This is a genomic window from Bifidobacterium sp. UTCIF-38, assembly GCF_006454495.1.
Lineage (GTDB): Bacteria > Actinomycetota > Actinomycetes > Actinomycetales > Bifidobacteriaceae > Bifidobacterium > Bifidobacterium callitrichos.
On record NZ_JFAL01000022.1, the window covers coordinates 60,503 to 81,159 of the forward strand.

Annotated in this window: 16 protein-coding genes and 1 tRNA gene; 14 read left to right on the forward strand and 3 right to left on the reverse strand. The window is 63.1% G+C overall.

Annotated features, from left to right (window positions below; genetic code table 11):
• The first annotated feature begins 13 nt into the window (after positions 1–13).
• The 3 genes from BW11_RS07510 (at position 14) to BW11_RS07520 (ending at position 3,153) form a co-directional block, all read left to right on the forward strand.
• The gene (locus BW11_RS07510; protein ID WP_140445129.1) at positions 14–1,387 is read left to right on the forward strand and encodes an MFS transporter; all 1,374 of its coding nucleotides are present in this window, start codon (positions 14–16) and stop codon (positions 1,385–1,387) included.
• Between the two features lie 75 nt (positions 1,388–1,462).
• The gene (locus tag BW11_RS07515) at positions 1,463–2,350 is read left to right on the forward strand and encodes an L-ribulose-5-phosphate 3-epimerase (RefSeq protein ID WP_107043838.1); all 888 of its coding nucleotides are present in this window, start codon (positions 1,463–1,465) and stop codon (positions 2,348–2,350) included.
• Between the two features lie 110 nt (positions 2,351–2,460).
• A complete protein-coding gene (locus BW11_RS07520; RefSeq protein WP_043260022.1) occupies positions 2,461–3,153 on the forward strand; it encodes an L-ribulose-5-phosphate 4-epimerase in 693 nt (230 codons plus the stop codon).
• Between the two features lie 295 nt (positions 3,154–3,448).
• Here the strand turns inward: BW11_RS07520 and BW11_RS07525 are convergent, their stop codons facing one another.
• Together BW11_RS07525 and purT are read right to left on the reverse strand one after the other, a co-directional pair.
• Entirely contained in the window at positions 3,449–3,814 is a 366-nt protein-coding gene (locus tag BW11_RS07525; RefSeq protein ID WP_140445128.1) for a VOC family protein, read from the reverse strand.
• Between the two features lie 97 nt (positions 3,815–3,911).
• Positions 3,912–5,213, reverse strand: a complete 1,302-nt coding sequence (purT, locus tag BW11_RS07530; RefSeq protein WP_181162535.1) for a formate-dependent phosphoribosylglycinamide formyltransferase — start codon at positions 5,211–5,213, stop codon at positions 3,912–3,914.
• A gap of 254 nt (positions 5,214–5,467) precedes the next feature.
• On the opposite strand from purT, the gene BW11_RS07535 reads away from it, so the two are divergent.
• Positions 5,468–6,667 (forward strand): pyridoxal phosphate-dependent aminotransferase, encoded by a 1,200-nt coding sequence (locus BW11_RS07535; protein WP_140445126.1) that lies wholly within the window; start codon positions 5,468–5,470, stop codon positions 6,665–6,667.
• A gap of 148 nt (positions 6,668–6,815) precedes the next feature.
• Positions 6,816–8,015, forward strand: coding sequence for a glycosyltransferase (locus BW11_RS07540; protein WP_140445125.1), 1,200 nt, complete (start codon positions 6,816–6,818; stop codon positions 8,013–8,015).
• Here BW11_RS07540 and BW11_RS07545 read toward each other — a convergent pair.
• The gene (locus tag BW11_RS07545) at positions 7,999–9,024 is read right to left on the reverse strand and encodes a low specificity L-threonine aldolase (protein ID WP_140445124.1); all 1,026 of its coding nucleotides are present in this window, start codon (positions 9,022–9,024) and stop codon (positions 7,999–8,001) included. The two genes, BW11_RS07540 and BW11_RS07545, sit on opposite strands and share 17 nt — an antisense overlap.
• Before the next feature lie 683 nt (positions 9,025–9,707).
• Here BW11_RS07545 and BW11_RS07550 point away from each other — a divergent pair.
• From BW11_RS07550 to carB, 9 genes are all read left to right on the forward strand, one after another.
• Positions 9,708–9,783 (forward strand) — tRNA-His (locus tag BW11_RS07550).
• 420 nt (positions 9,784–10,203) lie between these two features.
• Positions 10,204–10,575, forward strand: a complete 372-nt coding sequence (gene rpsL / locus BW11_RS07555; protein ID WP_003825774.1) for a 30S ribosomal protein S12 — start codon at positions 10,204–10,206, stop codon at positions 10,573–10,575.
• Positions 10,576–10,580: 5 nt separating this feature from the next.
• Positions 10,581–11,051, forward strand: coding sequence for a 30S ribosomal protein S7 (gene rpsG / locus BW11_RS07560; RefSeq protein WP_043167139.1), 471 nt, complete (start codon positions 10,581–10,583; stop codon positions 11,049–11,051).
• Positions 11,052–11,081: 30 nt separating this feature from the next.
• Positions 11,082–13,208 carry an elongation factor G gene (fusA, locus tag BW11_RS07565; protein ID WP_043167140.1) on the forward strand — a complete coding sequence of 709 codons (2,127 nt, stop codon included), beginning with the start codon at positions 11,082–11,084 and terminating at the stop codon, positions 13,206–13,208.
• A 138-nt stretch (positions 13,209–13,346) separates the two neighbouring features.
• Positions 13,347–14,546 (forward strand): elongation factor Tu, encoded by a 1,200-nt coding sequence (tuf, locus tag BW11_RS07570; protein WP_043167142.1) that lies wholly within the window; start codon positions 13,347–13,349, stop codon positions 14,544–14,546.
• A 233-nt stretch (positions 14,547–14,779) separates the two neighbouring features.
• Positions 14,780–15,337 (forward strand): elongation factor P, encoded by a 558-nt coding sequence (gene efp / locus BW11_RS07575; RefSeq protein WP_043167144.1) that lies wholly within the window; start codon positions 14,780–14,782, stop codon positions 15,335–15,337.
• A gap of 95 nt (positions 15,338–15,432) precedes the next feature.
• Positions 15,433–15,846 (forward strand): transcription antitermination factor NusB, encoded by a 414-nt coding sequence (gene nusB / locus BW11_RS07580; protein WP_107044306.1) that lies wholly within the window; start codon positions 15,433–15,435, stop codon positions 15,844–15,846.
• A 178-nt stretch (positions 15,847–16,024) separates the two neighbouring features.
• Positions 16,025–17,245, forward strand: a complete 1,221-nt coding sequence (carA, locus tag BW11_RS07585) for a glutamine-hydrolyzing carbamoyl-phosphate synthase small subunit (RefSeq protein ID WP_223847532.1) — start codon at positions 16,025–16,027, stop codon at positions 17,243–17,245.
• A 1-nt stretch (position 17,246) separates the two neighbouring features.
• Positions 17,247–20,630, forward strand: coding sequence for a carbamoyl-phosphate synthase large subunit (gene carB / locus BW11_RS07590; RefSeq protein ID WP_107044304.1), 3,384 nt, complete (start codon positions 17,247–17,249; stop codon positions 20,628–20,630).
• Positions 20,631–20,657: the final 27 nt, after the last annotated feature.

Genomic DNA, 20,657 nt, shown 5'->3' on the forward strand with positions numbered 1-20,657 from the left:
AGCGTTGAACGTCATGACCTCACCAACCTCCACCGCATCGTCGGCCGCCGCCGCGCCGATCGTCACCGCATACGAGCAGATCGACTCCCGCCCCCTCACCGGGCATCAGAAAAGCCTCGTCGCGCTCGCCGTCGTCGGCAACATCGCCGAGTTCTTCGACATCTTCATGGTCGGCTTCGTGATCGCCCTGCTGACCGGAGCTTGGAACCTGACTGGCGTACAGGCCGGCATCATCACCTCCTGCACGGGGCTCGGGACCGTGGCCGGATCGATCCTGTGGGGACGCATGTCCGACCGCATCGGCCGGCGCGGCTCCTTCCGCTGGTGCGTGATCTTCTTCCTCGTGTTCACGGTGCTCACCCTGTTCATCCCGAACGGCGCGTGGTACCTGTATGCGATCTGCCGTGTCGGCGTCGGCATGGGTGTGGGCGGCCTCAACATCACCTCCATCCCGTACGTGCAGGAGTTCGTGCCATCCAAGCAGCGAGGTCTGCTCGCCGGCCTCGCCTCGGTGTTCATCCCGATGGGTCTGCTGCTCGGATCGATCTGCCAGCGCATCGTCGGCGACAACTGGCGTGTGCTCGTCTCGCTGAGCCTTGTGTCCGTGCTCCTGCTCGTCTGGATCCACTTCGTTCCCGAATCCCCGCGTTTCTATCTGCTCAAGGGGCGCAATGACGAGGCGCGCAAGTCGCTCGCCTGGGCGATGGACATCCCCGAGGACGAGGTCGGTGAACTGCCGGAGGTCAAGGTCGAGAGGAAGGCGTCCTACGGCGAACTGTTCGCGCATCACATGCGTCCGCTCGTCATCGTCTCGCTCGGCTCGTTCTGCTTCATCCTCGGCAGCTTCGCCATCCAGTCCTGGGGGCAGACGCTGCTCAAGGACGCATTCGGATTCGACACCCAGATGGTCGCCTACCTGTTCATGGGCGTGGCCGTCGCCGACTGCCTCGGACGATTCGGCTCCGCATGGCTCGCCGACCGCATCGGCCGCCGCTGGACGATGTTCATGTACGGCATGATCGGCGCCGCCGCCTGCTTCGCCGCAGCGCTCTTCCACGACTCCGGCTGGGCGTTCTACGTCGAGGTGCTCATCATCATGATGTTCGCCGACGGCGTGTTCGGCATCATCAACGCCTTCGGATCCGAGCAGTTCTCCAACGAGGTGCGCTCCACCGGCATCGGTCTGGGCTACGGCCTCGGCGCGATCGCCAAGATCGTCGGCCCCTCCCTGATGGGCGTGCTCGTCGGCGGCAGCGCCGTCTCCCAGAACATCAGCCTGAACGTCATCACCACGGCCTTCACCTTCTTCGGATGCTGCCTCGTGGTCGGCGCGATCATCTACCTGTTCGCTCGCGAGACCAAGGGCAAGAACCTCGAGTCGCTCTGATCCGAGGCCCTGATTTCCGCTTCTGGTTTCCCTGATTTATTCCCCGTTATTCCCATTTTTCCAAAAGGACGCATCATGACCGTCAACGCCGTAGGCATCTACGAAAAGGCCCTGCCCACGGGCCTGACATGGGAGGAGACCTTCGATCTCGTCCACGATCTGGGCTTCAACTTCCTTGAGTTCTCCATCGACGAAAGCGATGAACGCCTCGCCCGACTCGACTGGAACGAATCGGAGCGCGAGCTCTTCCGCAACGCCATGTGGAAGACCGGCAGTCGCATCAACACCCTGATGCTCTCCGGACACCGCCGCTTCCCGCTCGGATCGGCCGATCCGGCCGTGCGTGCCAAGGCCCTCGACATGATGGCCAAGGCCATCGATCTGGCCGTCGACCTCGGCGTGCGCAACATCCAGATGGCCGGATACGACGTGTACTACGAGCCGAAAACCGAGTCGAGCCGCGAATGGTTCGTCGAGAACCTGCGCACCTGCGTCGAAATGGCCGCCAAGAAGATGGTCATGCTCTCCATCGAGACCATGGACGACCCGTTCCTCAACTCGCTGAGCAAGGTCGACTACCTCAAGACCCAGATCCACAGCCCGTTCCTCCAGGCCTACCCGGACGTCGGCAACCTCACCGCATGGCCGGAGAACGACGTCGCGCACGAGATCGAATCAAACATCGACAACATCGTCGCCGTGCACCTGAAGGACACCAAGCCGGTCACCCCCGACTTCCCCGGACAGTTCAAGGAGGTCCCGTTCGGCGACGGCACCGTCGACTTCGAGGCCGTGCTGCGCCTGTTCAACCGGCTCGGCTACAACGGCAGCTACACGGTCGAGATGTGGACCAGCAAGGCCGACGATCCGATCGCCGAGGTCAAAAAGGCCAAGGAGTACTTCGACTACCTCTTCGACAAGGTCGGCATCACCCAGGAACCCGTCCTGCGCCGTGCCGCGTAAGGGTCACCAACTTGGCTCCCCTTGTCAGGGAAGCTGGCCCGGGAAGCGGGTCTGGCAAGCAAAAGTGGAAAGACATTCGTCAATTCAAACAGTGGAAAGGAAATCCGATTATGGCTACTTTGGCTGATTATGGTCCGGAGGTGCGTGCCGAGGTCAAGCAGGTGCGTGAGGTGGTCTCGAATCTGCACCAGCAGCTGATCAAGTGGAATCTGGTCGTGTGGACGGCCGGTAACGTGTCGCAGCGTCTGCACACGGCGGACCTGATGGTGATCAAGCCGTCCGGCGTGCGTTATGAGAACCTGACGCCGAACTCGATGGTCGTCACCGATCTCGAGGGCAACGTGGTCGACGGCTCCGAGGCGCCGAGTTCGGATACGGCGTCGCATGCGTACATCTATCGCAACATGCCGGGCGTGTATGGTGTGGTGCACACGCATTCCACTTATGCGACGGCGTGGGCGGCGACGGGTCAGAACATTCCGTGTGGTCTGACGATGATGGGTGACGAGTTCGGCGGCCCGGTGCCGGTGGGTCCGTTCCGTCTGATCGGCTCCGAGGCGATCGGCAAGGGCGTGGTGGAGACGCTGGCGAAGTATCCGAAGTCTCCGGCTGTGCTGATGCAGAATCATGGTCCGTTCACGATCGGCAAGGATGCTGAGGCCGCGGTGAAGGCGGCGGCGATGACCGAGGAGGTGGCGCACACGATGTGGGCGGCGCGTCAGCTCGGTGAGATCATCGAGATCCCGCAGGAGGACATCGATAAGCTCAACGACCGTTACCAGAACGTCTACGGCCAGCACTGACCTGGCGGAGTGTCCGCGGCGTTGCTCCTCGGTCGACGTGCCTTCGCACGCCTTCCCTCGGTGCGCCTTGCGGACACACGCGCCAGGCCACCGCTGACTACGTCAGCATTGGGGGCTTGCAGCGAATCGTTCTCAATAACGAAAGTGTGAGCCTGCCGCACATGGGCGCACAAACGAACAAACGCCGGAATCGTTGAGATTCCGGCGTTTGTTTATTTTTTTATGTGCGATTGACAACGCGTCAATCCTCACACGTTTGTTATTGAGAACGATTCGCTGCAACGGTACGCAAGCGTCAACTCAGCATCGCCTCGATGTTGTTGCCGTCCGGGTCGTGGATGAACGCGGCATAATAGGTCGGCCCGTAGTTCGGACGCGGTCCGGGCTGGCCGTTGTCGACGCCGCCCGCGGCAAGACCCGCCTCATGGAACGCCTTGATCGCGTCCTCGCTCTTGGCGCGGAACGCGACATGGGTCGGCACCACGGGGTTGCCGTCCTTCGGCGACTCCAGCCACACGCTGTCACCGTCCTCGGCGTTGGCGAAGCACACCGCACCCGGGAATTCATGCTTCTTCTCATAGCCCAGCGGGGCCAGCAGCCTGGCGTAGAACTCCGCGCGCTCGTTCGCGTCGGCGACGAACAGTCCGATGTGATCGATCATGACAAACCTCCTTGTGGACGGGAAACATCCCATAACCATTATCGGCCATGGAGCGCAGGTATGGCATGCAAGGTCACGATTCGGCCTTAAGAGGGGTCTAGCGCACTTCGATCGTCAGCGCGTCGGCCACATGCGCGGCCCTTGCGCGCGCATCCGACTCGGAATCGCCGATCGCCAGCGCGACCGCCATACGGCGATGCCCATGCACCGCGGGCTTGGCGAAGATGCGCAGATCGGTGCCCGGCTCGGCCAGTGCCTCGGCGAGGCCGGAGAACTCCGCCTCGCCATCGCCCTCGACGACGATCGCGTGGCTCGCCGCCACGGACCCGGCCGGCAGGGACAGCGCCACGTGCCCCTTGGTGACCGGCAGACCGAGAATCGCGCGGGCGTGCAGCGCGAATTCGCTCAGGCGCTGCGAGGCCATCGTCACCATGCCCGTGTCATGCGGGCGGGGGGAGACCTCGTTGAACAGCACGCGGCCGTCGGTCAGCACGAACAGCTCCACGCCGAACACGCCCCATCCGGTCTCCCCGGTCGTCCTCGCCTTGGCCACCAGTCCTTCGACGGCCGCACGTGCGATGTGTCCGGCCTCGGCGAGCACTGCGTCCGTCGCCGAAGCCGGCTGCCACGACTCGCGGTAATCGCCCGACTCCTGACGTTGGCCGATCGGCGCGCACGTCACGATCCCGGCCGACGACGACACCGTCAGCACGGTCAGCTCGTAGTCCAACGGCGCCAGCGCCTCGACGATCACGCGCGACACATCGCCCTCATCGGCCGCGCGACGGCCCTCCTGCGCCTCCGTCCACGCCGCCCCGATCGCATCGGCCGATCGCACGACAGACTGACCGTGCCCGGACGAGCTCATCACCGGCTTGACCACGCACGGATAGCCGACCTCGTCGGCGCCCTCGCGCAGTTCGGCCAGCGAGCCGGCGAAACGATACGGCGTGGTGGGGAGCCCCAGTTCCTCATGCGCGATCACGCGCAGACGTTCGCGATCCATGCAGATCGCCGCGATTTCGGCGCTCGGCACCACCTGAATGCCACGGGCGGCCGCATCCGCAAGCTCGGACGTGGCGATCGCCTCGACCTCCGGCACGACGATGTCCGGGCGAACCTCGTCGAACAATGCGCGCAGCTCGTCCGCATTCGCCATATCCAATACGCGATGCTCATGCGCGACCTGCTGCGCCGGCGCGCCCTCATACGAATCGGCGGCGCACACCCACGCGCCAAGCCGCATCAGCTCGATCGTGACCTCCTTGCCAAGCTCGCCCGAGCCGAGGAACAGCACGCGCGTCGGACGGTCGCCGAGCGGAGTGCCCAGCACGCGCTGCGAACCGGATTCGTGCGTGGAGGAAACGGAATCGTTGAGAATCTGTGCGTTATCGGTCATGTGCACATTCTCGCATCGCCCATAGAAAACGTCGTAACCGTCCGGCCGGCCCGGGATCCACACGCCATATGACATATGACATATGGCGCAGTGCAGCGCGTAACCGGTTATAACCAACGCGTATAGACGCGCCCTTGAGCATGAAACATGACCTGCCGTATGGTGGAACCACCGGTCGATGGAACACACGATCGGGCAAACTCATAAACGTCATAGCAGAGTCAACATGCCAAGGGGTGTCTGAGGGGAAGAACATGGGCAGTGACACGCCGTCGTTCATCGAGCATCTGATCTCACGAAGGGCGGCCGGACTGCCCCCGAACCCGTTCGCCGAGGCCGACGCCCGCGCGGCCGCGGCGATCGCAGCCGGACGTCGCATCATCGACCTGTCCAAAGGCAATCCGGACGGAGCCCCGCCCTCGTTCATGCAGGATGCGCTCGCCCACGCCGCGCACGACCCCGCCTATTTCCGATACCCGCAGTTCGACGGCGTTCCCGTCTATCTCGACGCGATCCGTCACTGGTATGACAGCCGTCACGGCGTCGCCCTCGACACGACAACGCAGATCCTCGCCGTCGCCGGCGCGTCCGTCGGCATCTCCACGGTGATCGACGCACTGGTCGACGAGGACGATCTCGTCGTGGCGGTGGACCCGTACTACCCTCAGTACGAGGGCTCCACCGCCGTTGCGAAGGGCGATTTCACGTCGATTCCCGTCGACCCGGACCACGGGTATCTGCCCGATCTCGACGCCGTCGACCCCGCGCTATGGGATCGGGCGAAGCTCCTCATCCTCAACTATCCGAACAACCCCACCGGCGCCGTGGCCACGCCGGCATTCTATCGGCGGGCCGTGGAGCTCGCGCACCGTCATCACTTCGCGATCATGAACGACTTCGCCTACGCCGGCATCGAATTCGGCAGGGAGCAAGGCCCCAGCCCCAGCATCCTTGAGATTCCGGGTGCGCTCGACGTGGCCGTCGAACTTGGATCCCTGTCGAAGATGTTCATGGTCGCCGGCTGGCGCGGCGGATGGATCGCCGGCAACACGCGGATCCTCGCCGCCGTCAAGGCTGTTCACCGTCAGACCACTGTGCTCGCCCCCAGCGTCATCCAACAGGCCGGAGCCGTGGCGCTGAACAGCGATCTGCATTCGGTCGCGCGGCTCGCCGCCGTCTACGGTCATCGGGCTCAGGTGCTGACGCAGGGCCTGACCGAGGCCGGCATCGACGTGGCTGAAGTGCATGGCGGCCTGTTCCTGTGGGCTCGGGTCCCGGAGGACTTCGGCACTTCCGCAGAATTCACCGCATGGCTGCTCGAACACGCCGGCGTCGCCGTGATCCCCGGATCCTGCTTCGGTCCCCATTCCGACGGCTACGTCCGCTTCAGTCTACTCAAGCCCGAGGCGGACCTCTACGAAGCCGCATCGCTCATCACGTGCGCACTGGCGTAACGACACAACCGAGGGAAGTGGTGGGCAAGCCAATGCGACCGTAAAGACTCGGCCGGAGCGGCCCGGAGCGTGTCGTGCATTGGCTCGCCCACCACTCCCCGGCAATATGCACAATGCCGAACGATCAACGTAGTCGTACCATGGAGCAATGCGTGAACGTGAAATCAGGGAAGAGCACGAGGAAAGCATCGACCGTCCGCTGACCATCGCGCTGGTGGTGGACACGGTAGGCAATCAGGGCAACGGCACCTCCAATTCGGCGTTGCAATGGGCGGCCGAACTGCGGCGTCAGGGACATCACGTGCGACTCGTGGGCATCGGGGCGCCGGAGTATCCGGCGCACGTGAACAAGGTCCCGTTGGTGTCCTGGGTGGCGGCCAAGCAGCAGATGCAGTTCGCGCAGCCCAGCGACACGCTTTTCCGCACCGCCTTTCAGGGCGTTGACGTCGTGCATATCTACATGCCGTTCAAATTCGGTCGTCGCGCGGCCAAGATCGCCCGGAGGATGGGCATTCCGGTGACGGCCGGATTTCATCTGCAGCCGGAGAACGTGCTGTATTCGGCGGGCCCTCTGCGCTATATCCCCGGCATGGAGAAGTTCCTCTACTGGCTGTTCCGCCAGTGGCTGTACAAGCGCGTCGATCACATCCATACGCCCACCGCGATGACCGCGAGCCTGTTACGCGAGCATGGCTACAAGGGTGTCATGCATGTGATCTCGAACGGGTATTCGCCACGCTTCGTCGCGCGTGAGCCCATAGACCCATCCGAGCCGGCACATGTGCCCTTCCGCGTCGTCGCCTCAGGCCGTCTCGCGCATGAAAAGGATCAGATCACGCTGATCAAGGCGATCTCGATGAGCCGGCACGCCAGCGACATCCAGCTGATCATCGCCGGCACAGGGCCGCTCAAGCACTATCTCACGTTCCGTGCGAACCGCCGGCTCAAGCGCAAGGCCGACATCGGTTTCCACCGTAATGCTGACATGCCGGCGTTGCTGCGCTCATGTGACCTGTTCGTGCACTGCTCGATAGCGGACATCGAGTCGGTGAGCGTGATCGAGGCAATGGCGAGCGGTCTCGTGCCGGTGATCGCCGCCTCGGAACTGTCCGCGGCGAGCCAGTTCGCGCTGCTTGATGAGTCGCTCTTCCCGGTGCGTGACGCGGCGATGCTCGCCCGGCGCATCGACTGGTGGATCGATCATCCCGATGAGCTCGCGCGATGGGGAGACCGGTATGCGGTCCATACGCGCGAGCACTACTCCGTCGAGGCGTCCGTCCACAAGTTCGTTGACATGGAGCGCGAGGCGATCGCCACGGCGGGCGCATCGGCTACAGCAGTGCGATAAGCGCGTTGGTCTCCTCGTCGGTGGTGGCCCAGCTGGTGCAGATGCGCATCACGGTGTGCGTGTCGTCGGCCTTCTCCATGAAGCCGAGGCGCACGTGCTGTTCCAGCCGGTCGATGGTGGGCTGGTCGAGCGTGACGAAGATCTGATTGGTGGGCGCGTCGAAGGTGAGCGTGTAGCCCTTGTCACGCAGCGCCTTACGGATGCGGTCGGCCTGCTCATTGGCGTTGCGTGCGATGCGGAAGTACAGGTCGTCCGTGAACAGCGTGTCGAACTGCACGCCGAGGAGGAATCCCTTGGCGAGCAGGGCGCCATGCTGCTTGATGATCGTCAGGAAATGCTTTGGCGTGTTGCGCTTGGTAAAGACGACGGCCTCGCCGAACATGGCTCCCACCTTGGTGCCGCCGATGTAGAACACGTCGCAGATGTCCGCCAGCTCCGGCAGCGTCACGTCGCATCCGGTCGCGGTCAGTCCGTATCCGAGGCGTGCGCCGTCGACGAAGAGCGGCATGTCGTATCGGTGCGCGACTTCGGCCAGGCGCTCGAGCTCCGCCTTGGTGTACATCGTGCCGTATTCGGTGGAGATGGAGACGTACACGCATCCGGGGAAGACCATGTGCTCGTGGTTGTCGTCCGCATAGAACGTGGCGCAGTACGCGTTCAGTTCGTCGGCGTCCATCTTGCCGTCGTGGTGGGGGAGGGTGAGCACCTTGTGCCCGGAGTATTCGATCGCCCCGGCCTCGTGCACGTTCGGATGCCCCGAGGCGACGGTGACGACGCCCGCGTAGGCGGGGGTGATCGCGTCGATGACGACCTGATTGGTCTGCGTGCCGCCGACCAGGAACCAAACGTCGGCATCCGGTTTGCCGCAGGCGGTGCGGATCTTGCATTTGGCGGACTCGCAGATCGGATCGGATCCGTATCCGGGGTAGAGGTTGTCGTTGATGCGGGCGAGCGCGTCGAGGATCGCGGGGTGCGCGGCGCGCGAATAGTCGTTTTCGAAGGAAAGCATGGTCACGAGTCTATGCCCGGGGCACGTCGGAAGGCGACCTCGGTGCCCGCGAGCCGGATCGGTTGGCAAGGAACGGCAAACGACGACAGGCGACGACAAAAAGCGGCCCCCGGAACCGAAGGGAAAAATTCCGGGGGCCGCCTGATATGGGGGAAGGAGGTGATGGAACGTTTCGCCTCATCCTGGTCGCCACGTTGGGGGAGCGTGACGTTTTTAGCTCACACAGTACACATCGTTGGATGGGTGCACGGCCCGGCGCTTGCGCCGTATGACCTCACCGTGCCTTGTCGCGAATCGTTATCGCCATATTCAGTTATTTCGAAGGCGTTGCGCCTGCGGTCTTACGACGTTCTGCGCTTCGTTGCGACCTGCCGAATTCTCGACCGATCTTAAACTCCGGCCTTCACTTGCAGTATACCTTGATAATGAACATCGACACGCGGTCAGAAGGGCTGTAGATGTTGCTTGAAGCTAATCAGGAGTAGTGATTATTGAGTATAGGCGAAATAGAACAAAAACGAACATTGATGCAGTGTCTTTGTAGAGAAAGCGAACATTTTTCGTGTCGCTCGGTGTACTTGGACAAGCGCGACACGCCGAGGTTGGACAGCCTCGGAAACTCATGTATAGTATCCACTCGTTGTCCAACACCGACGCAAGCCGGTCAAGGAGAACGCCACATGGTGGATATAGCTCAGTTGGTAGAGCATCTGATTGTGGTTCAGAAGGTCGCGTGTTCGAGCCACGTTATCCACCCCACCAAATCCCCGAGGCGAAAGCCTCGGGGATTTTTCATTTCCGCGGACCGATCCACAAGGTGTCTTGCTCCAGAGCATGCGGGCCACGTGTGCCGTGTGTGGGGTATTCGCCGCGTGTGCGCCGCATGCCGTATGCACCCGAAGGGTACTCCGGCGTGTCGTTGTCGAGCTTGAACGTATTCTAGATATTCGTGTGTGCCAGCGGCATGCCTTATGTGACAGGCGTGCGGGCTGGGATATCCTGCGAATCGCATGCATCGCGCGCAGTAATGCGGCGGCGAGAGATGAGCGGGCCATCGGGCCGGTGGGCAGTGGCTGACTTTCCGATTCGGATGCGCATACGGGCGCGTCGGGGGAGTGCGGTTCACAGCGTCGCGGGCCTCACGAAAGCAAGAGATAACACTGAATCGGAGAATTCAAGTTGCCTACTATCGAACAGCTCGTCCGTAAGGGACGTTCGCCGAAGCCGAAGAAGTCGAAGACTTTGGCGCTCAAGGGCAGCCCGCTGCGTCGCGGCGTGTGCACCCGTGTCTACACCACCACCCCGAAGAAGCCGAACTCGGCACTGCGTAAGGTCGCCCGTGTCCGTCTGTCCTCCGGCATCGAAGTCACCGCCTACATCCCGGGCGAGGGTCACAACCTGCAGGAGCACTCCATCGTGCTCGTGCGCGGCGGCCGTGTGAAGGATCTGCCGGGTGTTCGTTACCACATCGTGCGCGGCGCGCTCGATACCCAGGGTGTCAAGGACCGCAAGCAGGGTCGTTCCCTGTACGGAGCAAAGAAGGCGAAGTAAGAGATATGTCACGTAAAGGACCCGCTAAGAAGCACGTCGTTCTGCCCGATCCGATCTACGGCTCGACCGTCGTGGCGCAGCTGATCAACAAGATCCTGCTCGACGGCAAGAAGTCGATCGCCGAGGACATCGTCTACTCCGCTCTTGACATCGTCAAGGAGAAGACCGAGCAGGAGCCGGTCGCCGTCCTCAAGCGCGCTCTGGACAACATCCGTCCGTCCCTCGAGGTGCGTTCCCGCCGTGTCGGTGGCGCCACCTACCAGGTCCCGGTCGAGGTCAAGCCGAACCGCGCCAACACCCTGTCCCTGCGCTGGCTGACCGACTTCTCCCGCGCCCGTCGCGAGAAGACGATGGCCGAGCGCCTCGCCAACGAGATCCTCGACGCCTCCAACGGCCTCGGCGCTTCTGTCAAGCGTCGCGAGGATACTCATAAGATGGCAGAGGCTAACAAGGCCTTCGCTCACTACCGCTGGTAATTCAAGTAGAACGAGAGTTAAGGAAAACTCATGGCGCTAGACGTCCTTTCGGATCTTCACATGATCCGCAACATCGGTATCATGGCTCACATCGATGCCGGTAAGACCACCACCACCGAGCGTATTCTGTACTACACCGGCAAGAGCTACAAGATCGGCGAGGTGCATGATGGCGCCGCGACGATGGACTTCATGGAGCAGGAGCAGGAGCGCGGCATCACCATTCAGTCCGCCGCCACCACCTGCTTCTGGAACCGTCAGACGCACGACACCGAGGACAAGTTCCAGATCAACATCATCGACACCCCCGGCCACGTGGACTTCACGGCCGAGGTCGAGCGCTCCCTGCGCGTGCTCGATGGTGCTGTCGCCGTCTTCGACGGCAAGGAGGGCGTGGAGCCCCAGTCCGAGACCGTGTGGCGTCAGGCCGACAAGTACGGCGTTCCGCGTATCTGCTTCATCAACAAGATGGATAAGCTGGGCGCGAACTTCTACTACTCGGTGGACACCATCAAGGAGAAGCTGGGCGCCAACCCGATCGTCATGCAGCTGCCGATGGGTGCCGAGAGCGACTTCACCGGCGTCATCGATCTGGTCGAGATGAAGGCCTACGACTGGAACACCGGCGACGAGCTGGGTGCCCACTACAACATGGACCCGATCCCGGAGGAGTACGCGGAGAAGGCTCAGGAGTACCACGAGAAGCTGGTCGAGGCCGCCGCCGAGGCGAACGACGAGCTGATGGACAAGTTCTTCGAGGAGGGCGACCTCTCCAAGGAGGAGATCCGCGCCGGTATCCGCGAGCTGACCATCTCCAAGCGTGCCTTCCCGGTCTTCTGCGGTTCCGCGTTCAAGGATAAGGGCGTTCAGCCGATGCTGGACGGCGTCATCGACTACCTGCCGTCCCCGGAGGACGTGCCGGCCATCAAGGGCTACAAGCCCGGCGACGAGTCCGTCGAGATTGACCGTCACCCCACCATCGACGATCCGTTCTCCGCGCTGGTCTTCAAGATCTCCACCCACCCGTTCTACGGCAAGCTCGTGTTCGTGCGCGTCTACTCCGGCGTTGTCAAGCCGGGCGACTCCGTCCTCGACTCCACCCGTGAGAAGAAGGAACGCGTCGGCAAGATCTTCCAGATGCACGCCGACAAGGAGAACCCGGTGGATGCCGCCGAGGCCGGCAACATCTACACCTTCGTTGGCCTCAAGAACGTCACCACCGGTGACACCCTGTGCGCCATCGACGCCCCGATCACCCTCGACTCCATGACCTTCCCGGAGCCGGTCATCCAGGTGGCCGTCGAGCCGAAGACCAAGGCCGATCAGGAGAAGATGGGCATCGCTCTGGCCAAGCTGGCCGAAGAGGATCCGACCTTCCAGGTCACCACGGACGAGGAGTCCGGCCAGACCCTGATCGCCGGCATGGGCGAGCTCCAGCTCGACATCATCGTCGACCGTATGCGTCGCGAGTTCAAGGTCGAGTGCAACCAGGGCAAGCCGCAGGTCGCCTACCGCGAGACCATCCGCAAGGCCGTCATGGATCAGGGCTACACGCACAAGAAGCAGACCGGTGGTTCCGGCCAGTTCGCAAAGGTCCTGATGAACTTCGAGCCGCTCGATACCACCGAGGGCAAGACCTTCGAGTTCGAGAACGCCGTCACCGGCGGTCACATCTCCCAGGAGTTCATCCCGTCCATCGAGGCCGGCGTCAAGGAGGCCATGGAGTCCGGTGTTCTGGCCGGCTTCCCGGTCGTGGGCGTCAAGGCCACCGTCACCGACGGCCAGATGCACCCGGTCGATTCCTCCGAGATGGCCTTCAAGCTCGCAGGCTCCATGTGCTTCAAGGAGGCCGCTCCGAAGGCCAAGCCGGTCATCCTCGAGCCGATCATGGCCGTCGAGGTCCGTACGCCTGAGGACTACATGGGCGAGGTCATCGGCGATCTGAACCAGCGTCGTGGCAACATCCAGTCCATGACCGACGCCACCGGCGTCAAGGTCATCGACGCCAAGGTCCCGCTGTCCGAGATGTTCGGCTACATCGGTGATCTGCGTTCCAAGACTCAGGGCCGCGCCATGTTCTCCATGCAGATGGATTCCTACGCCGAGGTCCCGAAGAACGTCTCCGACGAGATCATCAAGGCCCAGCGCGGCGAGTGACACGCGTGGCTACGTTGATTTGCGGTCAGTCTCCAGTCAGCGGTAATATCGTGTACCGCTGACTGGGTTCTGGCTTCTCAATGTGGCACGAAACCCAGAAACCCAGTAAACCTACGAAACGTCCAGGAGGACAAAGTAATGGCAAAGGAAAAGTACGAGCGTACTAAGCCGCACGTTAACATTGGTACGATCGGCCACGTCGATCACGGTAAGACCACGCTGACCGCGGCCATCTCCAAGGTTCTGTACGAGGAGTACCCGGATCTCAACACCGAGTACGACTTCAACCAGATCGACTCCGCTCCGGAAGAGGCTGCTCGTGGTATCACGATCAACATCTCCCACATCGAGTACCAGACCGCGAAGCGCCACTACGCTCACGTGGACTGCCCGGGCCACGCCGACTTCGTGAAGAACATGATCACCGGTGCCGCCCAGATGGATGGCGCCATCCTCGTGGTCGCCGCCACCGATGGCCCGATGGCCCAGACCCGCGAGCACGTGCTGCTCGCCCGTCAGGTCGGCGTCCCGAAGATCCTGGTCGCTCTGAACAAGTGCGATATGGTCGAGGATGAGGAGCTCATCGAGCTCGTCGAGGAAGAGGTTCGTGACCTGCTCGACGAGAACGGCTTCGATCGTGACTGCCCGGTCATCCACGTGTCCGCCTACGGCGCTTTGCACGACGACGCTCCGGATCACGAGCACTGGGTCGAGCAGATCAAGAAGCTCATGGACGCCGTCGACGAGTACATCCCGACCCCGGTCCACGACCTGGACAAGCCGTTCCTGATGCCGATCGAGGATGTCTTCACCATCTCCGGTCGTGGTACCGTCGTCACCGGCCGTGTCGAGCGTGGCCAGCTGGCCGTCAACTCCCCGGTCGAGATCGTCGGCATCCGTCCGACCCAGAACACCACCGTGACCTCCATCGAGACCTTCCACAAGACGATGGACGCCTGCGAGGCCGGCGACAACACCGGTCTGCTGCTGCGTGGTCTCGGCCGTACGGACGTCGAGCGTGGCCAGGTCGTGGCCGCTCCGGGCTCCGTCACCCCGCACACCAAGTTCGAGGGTGAGGTCTACGTCCTGACCAAGGATGAGGGTGGCCGTCACTCGCCGTTCTTCTCCAACTACCGTCCGCAGTTCTACTTCCGCACCACCGACGTCACCGGCGTCATCGAGCTGCCGGAAGGCGTCGAGATGGTTCAGCCGGGCGATCACGCGACCTTCACGGTCGAGCTGATCCAGCCGATCGCTATGGAGGAGGGCCTGACCTTCGCTGTGCGTGAGGGTGGCCACACCGTCGGCTCGGGCCGTGTCACCAAGATCATCGACTGATTATCATCGGTTCGATCATCGACACGCTTGAACTAGCGTTCTAGGAGATCCCCCTTCGAGAGCAATCTCGGAGGGGGATTTTCCATATCAGAGATCGTATTGCACGGGGCATGCGCCATCGGTCGTGAGGCGCGCCACGCCACTGTATATACGTTGTGGCATAATTGCCAAGGCAAATTTTGGGCGCATCGCCCCAGCCCTAGAAGTTTGAATTTGAAAATAGGTGAGTAACTGTGGCACAGACTACCAATGACATCAAGAACGGTTCCGTTTTGAACCTTGACGGCCAGCTGTGGACCGTCCTGAAGTTCCAGCACGTCAAGCCGGGCAAGGGCCCTGCCTTCGTGCGCACCACCATCAAGAACGTCCTCTCCGGCAAGATCGTCGACAAGACCTTCAATGCGGGCATGAAGATCGAGTTCGAGACCGTCGACAACCGCAACCTGCAGTACTCCTACGAGGACGGTGACAGCCTCGTCTTCATGGACATGGAAACCTACGACCAGATCTACGTGCCGAAGGCCCTCGTCGACACCAAGTTCCTGCTCGAAGGCACCGACTGCGTCGTCTCCTTCCACGACGGCACTCCGCTGAACGTCGAGCTGCCGGCCTCCGTGGTCCTGACCATCACCCACACCGAGCCGGGCCTGCAGGGCAACCGCTCCAACGCGGGCACCAAGCCGGCCACCGTCGAGACCGGTGCCGAGATCCAGGTCCCGCTGTTCATCAACGAGGGCGAGAAGGTCAAGGTCAACACCGAGGACGGCTCCTACCTGGGTCGCGAGAACTGATTTTCACGGATCGGTTCTCCCAACGGGAAACTCGATACAACCAGTCGATACGGTAACCAAGCAGGCAACAGCTAAGCAAAGGACTTGAGAAGCTCATGGCACGTTCCACCGCCCGTAAGAGGGCTCTGAACACGTTGTACGAAGCGGACGAGAAGGGACAGGACATCCTGTCCCTGCTTGAGGAACGCATCCAGACCCCCGGCGCGCAGACGCCGCTGCCTGAATACGCCATCGAGATCGTCCGCGGCGTCGCCGAGCATCTGGACGAGATCGACGCCATCCTGGATACGCATTCCACCGGGTGGAAGGTCAAGCGTATGGGCGTGGTCGATCGCAATATCCTGCGTATCGCCACCTGGGAGATCCTCTTCAACGATGACGTGCCGGACAAGGTCGCCATCGACGAGGCGCTGTCGCTCGCCAAGACGTTGTGCGACGACGATTCCCCCGCATTCATCCACGGACTGCTGTCCGCCATCTGCACGGCTAAGGAAAAGCCGATCGACTGATTTTCTCTTCAACGCCTCCCCGCAATACGGGAGGCGTTTTTGTGAACGGAACGGAACGGTTCCGCGAACACGCCTTACGCCAGCGAGGCTTCGGATTGACACGTGTTTCCACCCGCGTGTGAGTCTGTGCTGGCCGATAACCTAAGTTACGAATACCCGAGTAGAAAAGGGGGTTTTGGTGAGCGAGAACGCGAACTATGGCAAGGACGATGCTGTCCTTGTGTTGGAGGATGGGCAGGTGTATGTGGGAGAGCCCTACGGTGCCCGAGGTGCTACCACGGGCGAGATCGTGTTCAACACGGGTATGACCGGATACCAGGAGACGCTCACCGACCCGAGCTACGACCGTCAGATCGTGGTGCAGACCTTCCCCCACATCGGCGATACCGGCGTGAACCATGAGGATCCGGAGTCCTCGCGCATCTGGGTCGCCGGGTACGTCGTGCGCGATCCCTCCCCGAACGTGAGCAACTGGCGTGCCGACGGTAGTCTGGACGACGATCTCGTCGCCAACGGCATCGTCGGCCTTGCCGATATCGACACCCGCAAGCTGGTGCGTCATCTGCGCTCCGCCGGCGTCATGCGCGCCGGCATCTTCTCCGGCGACGCCCTGCTGGACGGCAACGGCCATCTCAAGGAGATCGACGAGCTGCTCGAACAGGTCAGGCAGACCCCGCAGATGCAGGGACTGAGCCTGTACGACGAGGTCTCCACCAAGGAGACCTACACCATCGAGCCGTGCGGCGAGTTCGAAGGCAAGGAGCCGCTGTACACCGTCGCCGCCGTGGACCTCGGCATCAAGGCGATGACCCCGCACCGCATGGCCGAGCGCGGATGCCGCGTGCACGTCGTGCCGTCCACCATCACGTTCAGCCAGATCGAGGAGCTCAACCCGGACGGTGTCTTCTTCTCCAACGGCCCGGGAGATCCGGAACAGGCCGGTCCGGAGGTCGAGCTGCTGCGTCAGGTGCTCGACGCGGGCTACCCGTTCTTCGGCATCTGCTTCGGCAACCAGCTGCTCGGCCGTGCGCTCGGCTTCGGCACCTACAAGCTCAAGTTCGGCCACCGTGGCGTCAACCAGCCGGTCAAGGACATGACCACCGGCAAGATCGAGATCACCGCTCACAACCACGGCTTCGCCGTCGACGCACCGATCGGTGAGACGGTCGACGCCCCGTTCGAGAACGGCAGGTACGGCAAGGTGTTCGTCAGCCACATCGATCTCAACGACGACGTGGTCGAGGGCCTGCAGTGCGTGGACATCCCCGCGTTCTCCGTGCAGTACCACCCGGAGGCCGCCGCCGGTCCGCACGACGCCGCCTATCTGTTCGACCGATTCTGCGAGCTCATGAAGAACAATCCGCGCGACGAGCGCGCCAACTCCAAGGAAGGTAAGTGATATGCCGAAGCGCACCGACATCAAATCCGTGATGGTCATCGGATCCGGCCCGATCGTGATCGGTCAGGCCGCGGAGTTCGATTACTCGGGCACTCAGGCATGCCGCGTCCTCAAGGAGGAGGGCATCCGCGTCATCCTCGTCAACTCCAACCCGGCCACCATCATGACCGATCCGGAGATGGCCGACGCCACCTACATCGAGCCGATCGCCACGCCGATCCTCGAGCAGATCATCGCCAAGGAGCGCCCCGACGCGCTACTGCCGACCCTCGGTGGCCAGACGGCGCTGAACGCCGCGATGGCCCTCGGCGAGGCCGGCGTGCTCAAGAAGTACAACGTCGAGCTGATCGGCGCCTCCCTCGAGGCCATCGACCGCGGTGAGGACCGTGAGCTGTTCAAGAAGGTCGTCGAGGAGGCCGGCGCCGAGTCGGCGCGAAGCGACATCGCCCACAGCCTCGAGGAGGTCGACCGCATCGCCGAGAGGTTCGGCTACCCGCTGGTCGTTCGCCCGAGTTTCACGATGGGTGGCCTCGGCTCCGGCATCGCCCACAACGAGGAGGAGCTGCACCGCATCGCCGGCGCCGGCATCCACTATTCGCCGACCGATGAGGTCCTGATCGAAGAGGGTATCGAGGGCTGGAAGGAATTCGAGCTCGAGCTCATGCGCGACCGCAAGGACAACGTCGTGGTCGTCTGCCCGATCGAGAACGTCGACCCGGTCGGCGTCCACACCGGCGACTCCATCACCGTGGCCCCCTGCTTCACGCTCACCGACCGCGAGTACCAGAAGCTGCGTGACATCGGCATCGCGATCATCCGCGGCGTCGGCGTCGACACCGGCGGCTGCAACATCCAGTTCGCCGTGCACCCCGAGACGGGCCGCATCATCGTCATCGAGATGAACCCGCGCGTTTCGCGCTCCTCCGCGCTCGCGTCGAAGGCCACCGGCTTCCCGATCGCCAAGATCGCCACCAAGCTGGCCCTCGGCTACACGCTCGACGAGATCCGCAACGACATCACCCAGTCGACGCCCGCCTCCTTCGAGCCGACCATCGACTATGTGGTCACCAAGGTGCCGCGCTTCGCGTTCGAGAAGTTCCCGGGCGCCGACCCCACCCTGACCACCTCGATGAAGTCCGTCGGCGAGGCCATGGCACTGGCCGGCAACTTCCAGGAGTCCCTCGGCAAGGCCATGCGCTCCATCGACAAGCGTCACATGGGCTTCAGCTGGGACGGCGACAAGCCGACCGCCGAAGAGGTCGACGAGCTGCTCAAGGCCATCCACGTGCCCACCGAGCATCGCTACCTGCAGCTCATGCGCGCCATCTGGGGCGGCGCCACCATCGAGCAGCTGTTCGAGGCCACCAAGATCGACCCGTGGTTCTTGAAGCAGCTCACGCTCATCAACGAGACCGCCCAGGCCGTGCACGAGTCCGAGACACTGACCCGCAAACTGCTGCGCCGCGCCAAGCTCGCCGGCCTGTCCGACCTGCAGATCGCCCATCTGCGCGGTCTCGGCGACGAGGGCGAGAACACGATTCGCGAGCTGCGCTGGACCTACGGTCTCAAGCCCGTGTACAAGACGGTCGACACCTGCGCCGCCGAGTTCGACGCGGCCACGCCGTACTACTACTCTTGCTACGCGGACGAGAGCGAGGTCAAGCCGCGCGAGCGCGAGGCCGTGATCATCCTCGGCTCCGGCCCGAACCGCATCGGTCAGGGCATCGAGTTCGACTACACCTGCGTGCACGCGGTGCAGGAGCTCGGCAAGGACTATGACACGATCATGGTCAACTGCAACCCGGAGACCGTCTCCACCGACTACGACATCTCCGATCGCCTGTACTTCGAGCCGCTCACCTTCGAGGACGTGCTCGAGATCTACGAGGCCGAGAAGAGGATGGGACCGGTCAAGGGCGTCATCGTCCAGCTCGGCGGCCAGACGCCGCTCTCGCTCGCCGCGCGCCTCAAGGCCGCCGGCGTGCCGATCCTCGGCACCACCCCGGAGGCCATCGATCTTGCCGAGAACCGCGAGCTGTTCGGCGAGGTCCTCAAGAAGGCCCGGATGAACGCGCCGCGCTACGGCACCGCCCTGAGCCTCGAGGAGGCGCAGGAGGCCGCGCACAACATCGGTTACCCGGTGCTCGTGCGTCCGTCCTACGTGCTCGGCGGCCGTGGCATGGAGATCGTCTACGACGACGCCCAGCTGGAGAAGTACGTCGACCGCGCCCTGGCCGAGGCCAAGGCGGACACGGTCGTCTCCGGACGTCTGCCCTCCCCGCTGCTCATCGACAAGTTCCTGCAGGACGCCATCGAGATCGACGTCGACGCTCTGTTCGACGGCAAGGATCTGTACATCGGCGGCATCATGGAGCACATCGAGGAGGCCGGCGTGCACTCCGGCGACGCCGCGTGCACCCTGCCGCCGTCCACCCTCTCCGACGACCAGATCCGCCGCCTCAGGGAGGGCACCTACGCCATCGCCAAGGGCTGCGACGTCAAGGGCCTGATCAACGTGCAGTATGCCTTCATGGCCAATACGCTGTACGTCATCGAAGCCAACCCGCGCGCCTCGCGCACCGTGCCGTTCGCCTCCAAGGCCACCGGCGTGGCGCTGGCCAAGGCCGCCGCGCGCATCATGGCGGGGGAGACCATCGCCGACCAGCGCGCCAACGGCCTGCTGCTGCCCAAGGGCGACGGCGGCGTCATGCACCGCGGCCAGCAGGTGGCGGTCAAGGAGTCCGTCCTGCCGTTCAAGCGCTTCCGCACGCCGGTCGGCAAGACCGTCGACATCCTGCTCGGACCCGAGATGCGCTCCACCGGCGAGGTCATGGGCTTCGACCGCGACTTCCCGCACGCGTTCGCCAAGAGCCAGCTCGCGGCGTACGAGGGCGGCCTGCCGACCCACGGCAACGTGTTCATCTCCGTCAACGACGCCGACAAGCGCCAGCTGCCGCTGATGGCCGTGCGTCTCGAGGAGCTCGGATTCACCATCTGGGCCACCGAGGGCACCGCCTCCGTGCTGCGTCGCTACGGCATCGAGTCGAAGATCGTCGACAAGATCTCCACCCGTGTGGATTCCGATCCGGAATCCCCGGTGAAGGTCATGCACGCCGAGGGCTCCGTCGGCAAGAACGTCGTCGAGCTCATCGAAGAGGGCAAGATCGACATGATCCTCAACACCCCGAACTCGCGCGGATCGCGCTCCGACGGCTACTCCATCCGAGCCGCCGCCATCGCCGCCGACCTGCCGCAGTTCACCACCATCACCGAGTTTTCCGCGGTGCTCCTGGCCATCGAGGCGGTCAAGCGCAACGATTACCAGATCATGAGCATCCAGGATCATTCCAAGCAGTTGTTCGAATTGGAAAGCAAGGATTTCTAAACACAGAATTCCCCAAGGTTCACACAT